14 protein-coding genes are annotated in these 11,701 nt (G+C 69.5%); 9 read left to right on the top strand and 5 right to left on the bottom strand.

What is annotated here, in order from left to right; all coding sequences use genetic code 11:
* Positions 1–59: 59 nt before the first annotated feature.
* Entirely contained in the window at positions 60–1,382 is a 1,323-nt protein-coding gene (locus ACFZAT_RS25350) for a YibE/F family protein (protein WP_391267436.1), read from the top strand.
* 79 nt (positions 1,383–1,461) lie between these two features.
* On the opposite strand, the gene ACFZAT_RS25345 is transcribed toward ACFZAT_RS25350, so the two are convergent.
* From ACFZAT_RS25345 to ACFZAT_RS25330, 4 genes are all read right to left on the bottom strand, one after another.
* A complete protein-coding gene (locus ACFZAT_RS25345; RefSeq protein ID WP_018101854.1) occupies positions 1,462–1,899 on the bottom strand; it encodes an SsgA family sporulation/cell division regulator in 438 nt (145 codons plus the stop codon).
* A 101-nt stretch (positions 1,900–2,000) separates the two neighbouring features.
* Positions 2,001–2,771 carry an IclR family transcriptional regulator gene (locus ACFZAT_RS25340; RefSeq protein ID WP_275940990.1) on the bottom strand — a complete coding sequence of 257 codons (771 nt, stop codon included), beginning with the start codon at positions 2,769–2,771 and terminating at the stop codon, positions 2,001–2,003.
* A gap of 240 nt (positions 2,772–3,011) precedes the next feature.
* Complete coding sequence (locus tag ACFZAT_RS25335) at positions 3,012–3,227, bottom strand: DUF5326 family protein (RefSeq protein WP_073966685.1); 216 nt, start codon at positions 3,225–3,227, stop codon at positions 3,012–3,014.
* Positions 3,228–3,356: 129 nt separating this feature from the next.
* The gene (locus tag ACFZAT_RS25330; RefSeq protein ID WP_073966684.1) at positions 3,357–3,674 is read right to left on the bottom strand and encodes a cupin domain-containing protein; all 318 of its coding nucleotides are present in this window, start codon (positions 3,672–3,674) and stop codon (positions 3,357–3,359) included.
* A gap of 67 nt (positions 3,675–3,741) precedes the next feature.
* On the opposite strand from ACFZAT_RS25330, the gene ACFZAT_RS25325 reads away from it, so the two are divergent.
* The 5 genes from ACFZAT_RS25325 (at position 3,742) to ACFZAT_RS25305 (ending at position 8,070) form a co-directional block, all read left to right on the top strand.
* Positions 3,742–4,119, top strand: a complete 378-nt coding sequence (locus ACFZAT_RS25325; protein ID WP_391267433.1) for a phage holin family protein — start codon at positions 3,742–3,744, stop codon at positions 4,117–4,119.
* A gap of 89 nt (positions 4,120–4,208) precedes the next feature.
* Positions 4,209–5,339, top strand: a complete 1,131-nt coding sequence (locus ACFZAT_RS25320) for a cystathionine gamma-lyase (RefSeq protein WP_391267431.1) — start codon at positions 4,209–4,211, stop codon at positions 5,337–5,339.
* A gap of 212 nt (positions 5,340–5,551) precedes the next feature.
* Positions 5,552–6,448 (top strand): LysR family transcriptional regulator, encoded by an 897-nt coding sequence (locus ACFZAT_RS25315; RefSeq protein WP_391267428.1) that lies wholly within the window; start codon positions 5,552–5,554, stop codon positions 6,446–6,448.
* A gap of 63 nt (positions 6,449–6,511) precedes the next feature.
* Complete coding sequence (locus ACFZAT_RS25310) at positions 6,512–6,991, top strand: NUDIX domain-containing protein (RefSeq protein ID WP_073966680.1); 480 nt, start codon at positions 6,512–6,514, stop codon at positions 6,989–6,991.
* Between the two features lie 194 nt (positions 6,992–7,185).
* Positions 7,186–8,070, top strand: a complete 885-nt coding sequence (locus ACFZAT_RS25305) for a GNAT family N-acetyltransferase (RefSeq protein WP_391267426.1) — start codon at positions 7,186–7,188, stop codon at positions 8,068–8,070.
* Positions 8,071–8,078: 8 nt separating this feature from the next.
* Here ACFZAT_RS25305 and ACFZAT_RS25300 read toward each other — a convergent pair whose 3' ends face one another.
* Entirely contained in the window at positions 8,079–9,290 is a 1,212-nt protein-coding gene (locus ACFZAT_RS25300) for an MFS transporter (protein ID WP_391267425.1), read from the bottom strand.
* Between the two features lie 137 nt (positions 9,291–9,427).
* Between ACFZAT_RS25300 and ACFZAT_RS25295 the strand changes: the two genes are divergently transcribed.
* From ACFZAT_RS25295 to ACFZAT_RS25285, 3 genes are all read left to right on the top strand, one after another.
* Entirely contained in the window at positions 9,428–9,889 is a 462-nt protein-coding gene (locus ACFZAT_RS25295) for a MarR family transcriptional regulator (RefSeq protein WP_391267424.1), read from the top strand.
* A 164-nt stretch (positions 9,890–10,053) separates the two neighbouring features.
* Entirely contained in the window at positions 10,054–10,506 is a 453-nt protein-coding gene (locus ACFZAT_RS25290; RefSeq protein ID WP_391267423.1) for a GNAT family N-acetyltransferase, read from the top strand.
* 29 nt (positions 10,507–10,535) lie between these two features.
* Positions 10,536–11,699 carry a DNA glycosylase AlkZ-like family protein gene (locus tag ACFZAT_RS25285; protein ID WP_391267421.1) on the top strand — a complete coding sequence of 388 codons (1,164 nt, stop codon included), beginning with the start codon at positions 10,536–10,538 and terminating at the stop codon, positions 11,697–11,699.
* Positions 11,700–11,701 lie beyond the last annotated feature (2 nt).

Here is an 11,701-nt window from a genome sequence, read left to right as displayed (position 1 = left end):
CTAGCCCCCTGACGGGTGAGCTGAACAGAGGGCCCCTTCCTTCTTGCGATGATCGGCCGGTGACGTCCCCTCATCGCGACCCGGAACCGCAGGGCCATCAGCACACGCACAGCCATGGCCCGGCCGCACCCGTCTCCGCCCATCTGCGCAAGGTGATCGCCGCCGTGCTGGTCCCCTTCGCAGCCGCCGTGCTCGTCGGCCTCGTGGTGCTCTGGCCGGGCGGTGCGCCGGCGCACGAACGGACCGGTGTCGGTTTCGACCGGCAGACCCAGCAGGGAAAGGTGGTGAGCGTCGTAGAGGTCGACTGCAAGGACGTGAACGCCGCCCAGCTTCCCGTAAGCGCCGAGACCCGACCCCCCGAGGACCGGCCGACGTCCGGCAGCCTCTGCGACAAGGCCACCGTCGAGGTCACCACCGGCCCCGACTCGGGGCGCCGGTTCGTCGAGGTCGTCCAGCCGGACGCACCGAGGCAACTGCGGGAGGGCCAGGGGGTGGTGGTGGCGTACGCCCCCGACGCGCCCCATGACCTCCAGTACTCCGTGACGGACGTGAACCGGAAGTTCCCCCTGTATCTGCTGGCCGGAATCTTCGCCCTCGCCGTGGTGCTCGTGGGCAGGATGCGCGGGGTCATGGCCCTGGTGGCGCTCGCCCTGTCGTTCGCCGTACTGACCCTGTTCATCCTTCCGGCCATACTGCAGGGCTCGAATCCGTTGCTGGTGGCGGTCGTCGGGGCCGGAGCGATCATGCTGATCGCGCTCTACATCTGCCACGGACCGACCGCCCGCACCTCCGTCGCCGTCATCGGCACCCTGATCTCACTGCTCCTGATCGGGCTGCTCGGCTCACTCTTCATCGGCTGGGCAAGCCTGAGCGGGAACACCGACGACAGCACCGGCCTCATCCACGGCCTGTATCCGCACATCGACATGAGCGGACTGCTGCTGGCCGGCGTCATCATCGGCTCCCTGGGCGTGCTCGACGACGTCACGGTCACCCAGACATCGGCGGTCTGGGAACTGCGCCGGGCGAACCCCACTATGAGTGCGAAGCAGCTCTACCGGGCAGGGATCAGAATCGGCCGCGATCACATCGCCTCCGTGGTCAACACCCTGGTGCTGGCCTATGCGGGCGCCGCGCTGCCCCTCCTGCTGCTGTTCACGGTCGCGCAGAGCAGTGTGGGGACGGTCGCCAACAGCGAGCTGGTGGCGGAGGAGATCGTGCGTACCCTCGTCGGCTCGATCGGACTGGTCGCCTCCGTACCGGTGACGACAGCGCTCGCCGCGCTGGTCGTCTCCGCGGACCGCACGGGGGTCGGCGCGGAAGCCGGGGCATCGGCACCCATGCGGAGCGGCAGGGGACGGCGACGGCGGGCGAAGCCGTGACCGGAACACACAGCGTGATTCACCCGATCGGCAGGTGTCGTGTTCGAGTGGCAAGTCGGCTCCCGGGCCGTGGACCACGTCAGCCCGCGTTCTGCTCTTCGGCCAGAATGCGCCCCAGCGCCTCCTCCAGATTGCCGTCGAAGTCACCCAGCGTGCACTCCTGCCCGAGCGGAACCAGCTTGTCCGTACGGTCGAGGAAGGCGACAAGGGGTGCCGTGCCCGCCCGGAAGAGCGCACGGTCGGCACCCACCTGCAGCCGGATGTGGACATCACACAGCCCCTCGGGCTCGGTCGGCGCGATGTGGACATCGCCGTCACCACTGGGGCTGTTGAGGCCGTCGAGCAACAGCTCGCGGCCGAAAGCCCAGGTGACGGGGGCGTCGCCGGGCAGATGGAAGGTCATCCGGATCGCGTACGGATCGCACACTTCGTACCGGAGCTCCACCGGGATACGGAATGAGAGCTCCTCGGAGACGAGGAAGCTCATCATGACCTCAGCTTGAACCGACTCGCGCATCGTTCAACCCCGCAGTAGATGAATCTGGCCAGGAATGATCCCCCATGGCCCTATTGACGCCATCGTGGTGCACGCGATAGCAGATCACAAGGAGTGATTTTTCAGATACTGATAGAGAACACGAACGAACGCAAGAGGCTCGACACTTCACCGCGTAGCCGTTCGACTGCGGGCAGCAACCGATCCTCCTCGTGGAGGGGTACCGAAATGGCCATCGCGGCGGCGGTGAATCCAGCCGTGATCGGGATGGCCGCGCACACGGTCCCGAGCGCGTACTCCTGGCGCTCGATGACCGGTTCCGTACGCTCCAGCGACCGCAGCCGGGTGAGGAACGCCGCTCGGTCGCGCACCGAGTACCGGGTCAGCGGACGCACCGGGTGCCGGTCCAGGTGGTCCTCGCGGGCCTTCTCGTCCAGTCGGCTCAGCAGACACTGGCCGATCGCGTGCGCGTGGCCGGTCTCACGGAACGCCGCCCACTCGTCGACCGCCGGCCGCTCGGGGGTGTCCGCCACGGCGAGAAGCTCGATCTCACCCTCTCGATAGATGGCGCAGTACACCGGGGCTCCGACGATGTCCCGCCAGCGGCCCAGCGAACGGGCCATGACGCTGCGGCGGCTCTGAGCGGCGCGGTCACCCATCAGCCGTTCGGCGGCGGCACCGAAGCGGAAGACGCCGTTCTCACGGCGCAGATATCCCTCGTGGGTCAGGGTCCGCAGCAGGTGGTAGGCCGTGGGAAGGGGAAGCCCCGCCTCCCTCGCGAGCTGTTTGGCCGGGGCCCCGTCGCGATGGGTGCCCACAGCCTCCAGCAGCCTCAGCGCCCGCTGGACCGACCCGATGAGTGTCGGAACAGCAGTACTCGATGCCGTGGTCAACGGTCACCCCCAGGCGTGGTGACGGGCGGTCAGCCCGCCCGTGGGGGCCGCCCCCACAGGTCTGCCGGGGACCTGGGGGTCCGGAGTCCGGATCCCGTACAAACCACTGGTCGGGGTGGTGACTTACGGTGTTTTCCCAGGTGGTGGCAGAGGACTGTCACTGTATCGGCCGCCCTGGGACCGGGTGCCGATTCGTCTTTCCCTTAGCTCAGCTGGGCTAATCCCCCGTCGGGCGTGCGGTCACCAGCCGTTTCCGGAGGACGACGACATGAACTTCCGTACGAGGAAGACGAGCCCGCCGACCAGGATCACGAAGATCAGGATCTTGAAGAGCAGACCGACCACGAACGCGACCAGGCTGGCGATCAGACCACCGAACACGACGATCGCGATCACGGGCACCGCGATCCACTTCACCCACCAGGGCATCCCAGCGAATATCTCCCGCACGGCCATCGTCCTTACCTCGTCTCTGTGAGTTCCTGCTTCGATGCTAGAGGCGAGAGACGGCCGCCGGAGCCCGGGAAGCCCTTGTCCTCCCCTGATCGATCCCTTAGGGAACCCTGGGACGCACCGGCTGCGGACTCATCCCTCGGGCGGCGAGAACACCACCATCACGCGCAGGTCCTCGGTGATGTGGTGGAACTTGTGGGCCGTGCCCGCGGGTACATACACGACACTTCCTCTTCCCACCTGTGTCGTTTCCATGCCGACGGTGATCGACGCGCGACCACTGACCACGAAGTAGACCTCGTCCTGACTGTGCGGCTTCTGCGGGTCGAGATCGCCTGCGTCCAGGGCGTACAAGCCGACCGACATGTTCCGCTCGCGAAGAAACTGCAGGTAAGCACCGTCATTGGCGGCCCGTTCCGCCTCCAGTTCGTCCAGCCTGAATGCCTTCATGGACCGTCCGCCCCTTGCTCTGCCCAGCCGGTGTCCGCCACCGATCACGTCTGCCACGATCAGACACATGAAGAATTTCGTAGTCAAGACGATCGCCAACGCGGGTGCGCTGGCCGTGGCCATCTGGCTGGTCCAGAACATCACGCTGAACGGCGGCAGCACCGGCCGCAAGGCCCTGACCCTCGTTCTTGTCGCGCTGGTCTTCGGCCTGGTCAACGTCGTGGTCAAGCCGATCGTGAAGCTGCTCACCCTGCCCCTCTTCATCCTCACCCTGGGCCTGATCACCCTCGTGGTGAACGCCCTGATGCTGCTGCTCACCTCATGGCTCGCCGGAGTGCTCGACCTGAGCTTCCACGTCGAGGGCTTCTGGACCGCCGTCCTCGGTGGCCTGATCGTCTCGATCGTGTCCTGGGCGCTGAACGTCGTCCTGCCGGACGAGGACTGATCCGCCCGGCGGGGAGCCGCCCGCATCCACCTGAAACAGTGCGACCAGGACCGGTGACCGGCCGGGGAGAGAATCGAGGACCACAAACCATGAGCACCCAGGGCGACGGAACGCGCGCGGTACGCGCGGGACTGCCGGAACCGCAGCAGAACGAGCCCACTCTTCCCGGACCGGTCTTCGCCGCGCACTTCCACTTGTCCGGCGAGCCGACCGGCCCCTACACCTACGGCCGGGACGGCAACCCGACCTGGACCCGGCTGGAACAGGCCATCGGGGAACTCGAAGCGCCGGGCGAGGACGTGGAGACCACCGTCTTCGCCTCCGGAATGGCGGCGATCTCGGCCGTCCTGTTCTCCCAGGCGCGCAGCGGGGACGCCGTCGTCCTCCCCGGTGACGGCTACCAGGCACTTCCCCTGCTGCGCGAGCAGCTGGAGGCGTACGGAGTCGAGGTGCGGACCGCGCCGACCGGCGGCGACGCACAGCTCGCCGTCCTGGAGGGCGCCAAGCTGCTGTGGCTGGAGACGCCCTCCAATCCGGGCCTCGACGTCTGCGACGTGCGGCGCCTCGTCGAGGCCGCGCACGCCGGCGGCACGCTGGTCGCCGTCGACAACACCCTCGCCACCCCGCTCGGCCAGCGTCCGCTGGAGCTGGGCGCCGACTTCTCCGTGGCCAGCGACACCAAGGGCATGACGGGCCACGGCGACCTGCTGCTCGGCCACGTGACCTGCCGCGACCCCGAGCTCACGGCCGGGGTGCGGCGCTGGCGCAAGATCGCCGGTGCGATCCCCGGGCCGATGGAGGCATGGCTCGCGCACCGTTCCCTGGCGACCCTGGAGCTGCGGATCGACCGGCAGTGCGCCAACGCCCTCGCGCTCGCCGAGGTGCTCGCCAAGCACCAGGCCGTGTCCGGGCTGCGCTACCCCGGCCTGCCCACCGACGCCTCGTACGCGAACGCGTCACGCCAGATGCGCCGCTTCGGTTCGGTGGTGTCGTTCGTGCTCGCCGACCGGGGGACCGCGGAGCGCTTCCTTGCCGCCCTGCGGCTGGTCGAGGACGCCACCAGCTTCGGAGGCGTACGCTCCACCGCCGAGCGCCGGGGACGCTGGGGCGGCGATGCCGTGCCGGAGGGCTTCATCCGCTTCTCCGTGGGCGCCGAGAACGCCGCCGACCTGGTGGCCGATGTCGAACAGGCGCTGGCGACGGCTACCGCCGGAAGCTGATCCCGCCGCGGGCTACGGCGGTCCGAGCCTCCCCCCTCGTGGCTCGGACCGCCCCGGCCCTTCGTGTTCGTCTCGTGAAGGGCCGTCTCGACAAGGCTAGTTGACTCTGCGTCAGTGTCCAATCACAGTAGCGACAGCGGCCTATCGACATATTTATAGTTGTCCGGGGTCCCATCGGATACGTCACTGCGTGAGGGCGGGAGGGACGAGACGTGGATCTGGCCCTGCTGCGCACCTTCGTCACCGTTCACCGAGCCGGCTCGTTCACCCGCGCCGCCGCGCTGCTGGGTCTCTCGCAGCCCGCCGTGACCTCCCAGATACGCACCCTGGAACGACAACTGGGCCGCCCGCTGTTCCTGCGCAGGGCCCGGGGAGTGACCCCGACGACCATCGGCGACGAACTCGCCCACCGGGCCGCTCCGCACCTGGACGCACTGGTCGAGATCGCCGAGACCGACCTCGATGAGGAGTCGGGCGTGCGGACCCTGCATCTGGCGGGCCCACCGGAATTCCTCTCCCTGCGCGTCCTGCCCGCGCTCACACCGTTGATCGCCCAGGGCCTCGCACTGCGCGGGTCGTTCTCCGCCGACACGGACGAGACCCTGGAGGGCCTGGCCGCCGGGCACCACGACCTGGCCGTCGTGACAGCACGGCCGCGCGGAGAACTGCTCACCGCCACCCCGCTCTGCGACGAGGAGCACGTCCTGGTCGCCGCCCCGCGCTGGGCCGGCCGGCTGGGACCGGGCGCGCTGCGACGCAACGGTCCCGTGGTCCTGGAGCAGCTTCCCGTGGTGGAGGTGCACGAGAGCCTGCCGCTCGTCTCCCGCTACTGGGCCGCCGTCTTCGACAGTCCGCCTGCGGCCGCCGGTGCCGTCATCGCCCCGGACCTGCGGGCGGTCCTGGAATGCGCGGCCTCCGGTGCCGGGCTCGCCGTGCTACCGCGCTATCTGTGCGAGGACGCGCTGGAACGCGGCGCGGTGGTGGCGCTTCTCGATCCTGCTGTCCCGCCCCTGCGCACGTACTTCCTGGCCGCGCGGACCGGCACGCTCGCGCTTCCGCATCTCGCCCGGGCGCACGAATGGCTGCTGCGGGCCGCGGCCGACTGGTGACCGCAGGAGCACCCAACCGCGTCCCGGTGTTTCAGAACGGGCCCCGTGGGCCACGCTTCTGCCATGACCGAACGTCCTGTGGTCAAGCGCACCGCACGCGCCATCCTGCTCGACGGCGACGACCTCATCCTCATCAAACGCACCAAGCCCGGGGTGGACCCGTACTGGCTCACGCCGGGTGGCGGGGTCGAGCCCGAGGACGCCACCGTTGTCGACGCCCTGCACCGCGAGGTGGACGAGGAACTGGGCGCCAAGATCACCGATGTGGTGCCCTGCTTCGTCGACACCGTGGAACACATCGAGGAAGGCGGGGTGAAGGGCGTCAAGGTCCAGCACTTCTTCGTCTGCCGCCTCGACTCCATGGACCTGTCCCTGCGCCACGGTCCCGAGATCGACGCCCCCTGCGGCGAGTACGACGTCGTACGCGTGCCCTTCAGCCGGGTCGGCATCGCCGCGGTGCACCTCGTGCCGCTGTCGTTGCGGCACTACCTGGACGGCAATATCGAGGGGGTCCGGGCCTTGCACGCCGCCGACCTGGGCTGACGCGCCCCACCGGCCAGTACGGTGCCGGCTCTCGCACCGGTGCCGACCGGCTCGCGCGATGCCGGCTCTCACACCTTCCCGTGTTTCACGTGAAACCGTTCATGACTGAGGTCCAGACCCAATTTCGCTGCGGGACCCGGCCAGTTCCGGTAAAGCGGTGGACGGGCGATCATCGGTCGGAGAGCCTGGCCGGTATGCCCAGCTCATTGCCCCGCCCGCTGTCCGATCTCCCCATCCGGCGCCTCACTCGGGACGACCTGGTCGTCTGCGCCGATCTCAGCGAGGACCGGGGCTGGCCTCGCGACGAGGAGCGCTGGACGCTGCTGCTCGCCGCCGGCACGGGCTACGGCATCGATGACCCCGACGGCAAGGGCCTGATGGCCTCCTGCGTGGTGGTCTCGTACGGCTCCGAGATGGCCGCCGTCGGCATGCTGCTGGTCGCCGGACGCCATGCCCGGCGCGGAGTCGGCCGGTATCTGATGCAGCGAGTGATCGAGGCCGCCGGGGACACCCCGCTCAGCCTCCATGCGACAGCGTCGGGCCGTCCTCTCTACGAAGAGCTCGGTTTCGCGCCGGTGGGGCGCACCGTCCGCATGAGCGGGGCCTTCCAGCCGACTGAGGCAGCCGGGCCGAAGCCTCACGGCGGCTCCGGGGCCGTCATCCGGTCGGCCTCCGCCCACGACCTACGAGCGGTGGTGCGGCTCGACTCGGCCGTCTTCGGGCTCGACCGCACGCATCTGCTGACCCGGCTCCCGACGTTCGCCGATCACCTGCGGGTCGCAGAGGAGGACGGGGAGCTCACCGGATTCGCCGCGCTCTCGCCGAGCGCGCCGAACCACGCGGTCGGACCGTTGATCGCCAAGGACACCTCCACGGCACAGCTGCTCCTGACCTCGTTGGCCGAGGCGACGGACCGGCCGCTGCGGGTGGACGTCGACGCCCGCCACGAGGAACTGCTCGACTGGCTCGGGCGCTGTGGACTGCGGTCGGGCTCGGAGACCACGGTGATGACGCTCGGCGGGCGGCAGTACGCGGACTGGCCCCGGTACTTCGCGCCCTTCAGCCTTGCCACGGGCTGACCCCGGCATCAGCTCCGGGGCTCGGGCACCACAGCGGGCTCCGGGGCGTGGGTGGCGACGAGGCGGCTCGGCGCGGTCGTGCGGCGCTCCAGCGCGCTGGAGGCGAAGGCGAGAAGCAGCGCCGATGCGGCAAGCGCCGCGCCGACCCAGTTGGGGGCGGTGTAGCCGAGACCGGCACTGATGACGAGCCCACCGAGCCAGGCCGCGAGCGCGTTGCCGAGGTTGAAGGCACCGATGTTCATCGCGGAGGCCAGTGTCGGGGCGTCCACCGCCTGGTCGAGCACCCGCTTCTGCAGCGGAGGCACGGTCGCGAAGCCGAAGGCACCGATCAGGACGAGGGTGACCGCTGCCGCGACCTTGTTGTGGGCGGTCAGGGTGAAGAGCGCCAGGACCAGGGCGAGGCCGCCCAGCGACACGGCGAGCATGAGCGTGGGGCGGCGGTCGGCGTACCTGCCGCCGATCAGGTTGCCGCCGACCATGCCGAGTCCGAAGAGGACCAGCAGCCAGGTGACGGCGGAGGTCGAGTATCCGGCGGCGTCCGTCATCATCGGCGTGATGTAGGTGATCGCCGCGAAGACGCCCCCGAATCCGAGAACCGTCATCGCCATGGCCAGCAGGACCTGCACATTGCGGAACGCGGCGACCTCCTGTCGCAGCCTGATCCCCTCGGCGCGGGGCTGTTCGGGAACGAGCCGGGCGACACCGAGCAGACCGAGGACGCCCAGCGCGGCGACGAGAAAGAACGTGACCCGCCAGCCGGCGTGCTGTCCGACATAGGTACCCACCGGCACCCCGACGACGTTGGCGACGGTGAGCCCGGTGAACATCAGGGCGATGGCGCCCGCCTTCTTCTGCGGGGCGACCAGGTCGGCCGCCACGACTGCTCCGATGCCGAAGAAGGCACCGTGGGCGAGCGAGGCGATCACACGGCCGATGACCATCACCTCGAAGACGGGTGCGGCCGCGGTGACCACATTGCCCACGATGAACAGGCCCATGAGGATCATCAGCATCCGCTTGCGGCTGACCTTCGTGCCGAGCGCGGTCATCAGCGGCGCCCCGAGCACGACGCCGAGTGCGTAGCCCGTGGCCAGGAAGCCGGCGGCAGGGATGGACACCTGGAACTCGGCGGCCACCTCAGGAAGCAGCCCCATGACCACGAACTCGGTGGTCCCGATACCGAATGCCCCGATGGCCAGGGCGAGGAGTGCGAGCGGCATGGGTTCCCTTCCCAGAAGATTGCTACTGCGCCTTACATGCGTGAACAATAGTTGCAGACGCTCTTTAATTGCAAGCGCTGACTATTGCGCACGTCGGCTACTCTGGTCGTAAGCAGCTCCGGCACGGAGGAGAGACCATGACAGCCACGGACCCGGCCCTGACCGCCCTTTCCCAGGGCTGGATCGCGCTGTCCCTGCTCCACGGCAGGATCGAGACCCGCATCGAGCGGGCTCTGCAGAGCGGTCACGACCTGAGTGTGCGCGAGTACTCCCTGCTGGACGTCCTCAGCCGGCAGCACAGCGGCCCGGGCGGTCACCTTCAGATGAAGCAGGTGGCGGATGCCGTCGGGCTGAGCCAGAGCGCCACCACGCGCCTGGTCACCCGCCTCGAAGACCGCGGGCTGCTGACCCGGTATCTCTGCGACACCGACCGCAGGGGCATCTACACCGACGTCACCCCCGACGGGCTCACCCTGCTCTCCGAGGCCCGGCCCACCAACGACCGCGCTCTGCGTATCGCGCTCGACGACGCCGCCGAGAATCCCGAACTGGCCCCGCTCGTCCGGGCCGTCGAGGAACTGAAGGCCGTTTCCGCTTAGGGCCTTTCGTTTGGATCAGGCTGGATCAGGGGGCGGGGCGTGGTGCGTGTGGCTGCAAGGCGAAGGAGGGCGACAACGCGGCAGACGCGCGTGCCACGCCCCGCGAGCCCACCCTGAGCCAAACGAAAGGCCCTAGTACCGCCCGACTGCGTAGGCTGCGGATCATGAACGATCTGGAGATACGCCGCGCGACCGCTGACGACCTGGCCGAGATCGTGGCCCTGCTCGCCGACGACCCGCTGGGTTCCCAGCGCGAGTCACCGGAGGACCTCGCGCCCTATCGAGCGGCACTCCAGCGGCTGGCCGACGACCCGAATCAGCACATGATGGTCGCCGTGCGCGCGGAGCGCGTCGTCGGGACCCTGCAGCTGACCGTCATTCCGGGGCTGTCCCGCCGTGGTTCGACCCGGTCGGTGATCGAGGGCGTCCGCATCCACGCGGACGAACGGGGAAGCGGTCTGGGCACCCGGCTGATCCAGTGGGCCGTGGACGAATCACGCCGACAGGGCTGCCAGCTGGTCCAGCTCACCTCCGACGTGTCCCGCACCGACGCGCACCACTTCTACGAACGGCTGGGGTTCATCGCCAGCCATGTGGGCTTCAAACTCGCCCTCTGACCTGCCTGCCGCGTTCCCGAGGAGCCGACGTGCAACGCATCAGTGACGAACAGCGCCGCATCCGGCTCGTCCGCCGCCATCTACTGGCCCCCGGCGAACGGGCCTCGTCGCCCGTCGCGGTGGCCGATGCAGTCGTCGCGCTCCACGCGACCGACGCGGCCACCGTCTTTCTCTCGGTCTGCGCCAGGCTCGCCGAGCCGGACGTCACCGCGGTGGAGCGGTCCCTCTACGAAGAGGTGTCCCTGGTGCGGATGCTCTCCATGCGCAACACCCTCTTCGTCGTGTCGGACGAGATGGCCCCGCACGTCGAAGCGGCGAACGCGCGCGCCGTGGCCGCCAAGGAGCGCCGCACCCTGGTCAAGCATCTCCGCGAGGACGGCAACGGCCTGGACGAGCGGTGGCTCGATGAGACCGAGAAGAGCGCCCTCGCCTTCCTGGACGGCAGCGGCCCCGTCTCGGGCAGCGAACTCGCCGCCGGCGTGGCCGCCCTTCGCACCAAGATCACCGTCTTCCCCGGGAAGAAGCAGGAGACGGTCCAGGGCGTCTCGACCCGGGTGATCCGGGTGCTCGCCGCCGAGGGCAGGATCCGCAGGGACCGGCCACGGGGCTCCTGGACCTCCAGCCAGTTCCGTTGGGCTCCGGCCCGCCCCCGGCCGGTCGAGGAGGCTGCTCCCGCCCAGGCGGAAGTGGCCCTGCGCTGGCTCCGGGCGTACGGCCCCGGCACCGAGGCCGACCTCAAGTGGTGGACCGGCTGGGGGACCCGTGAGGTCCGTACCGCTCTCGCGGCCATCGGCGCGGTGGAGGTGCGGCTCGACAGCGGCGCACCGGCCTGGGTCGCCCCCGGAGACACGGAGCCCGAGCCCGCCCGGGCCCCCTGGGTGGCCTTGCTGCCCGCGCTCGACCCGAGCGGCATGGGCTGGGCGGACCGCGGCTTCCATCTGCCGGCCGAGCACCGGGCGGCCCTCTTCGACCGCTCGGGCAACATCGGCCCCACGGTGTGGTGGGACGGCCGGATCGTGGGCGGCTGGGCCCAACGAGGCGACGGTGAGCTCACCTGGCGTCTGCTCACCGATCCAGGTCGGGAGGCCACGGCAGCGATCGAAACCGAGGCGGCACGGCTGGCGGGCTGGGTGGGGAAGGCCCGGATCACTCCACGCTTCCGGACCCCGTTGGAAAGGGAGTTGACGGCCTGAGC

The sequence above is a fragment of the Streptomyces sp. NPDC008163 genome (assembly GCF_042956885.1).
In the GTDB taxonomy this organism is placed as follows: Bacteria; Actinomycetota; Actinomycetes; order Streptomycetales; family Streptomycetaceae; genus Streptomyces; species Streptomyces drozdowiczii_A.
Note: the sequence above shows the minus strand (reverse complement) of the source record. Positions and strands in the feature narration are given on the sequence as shown.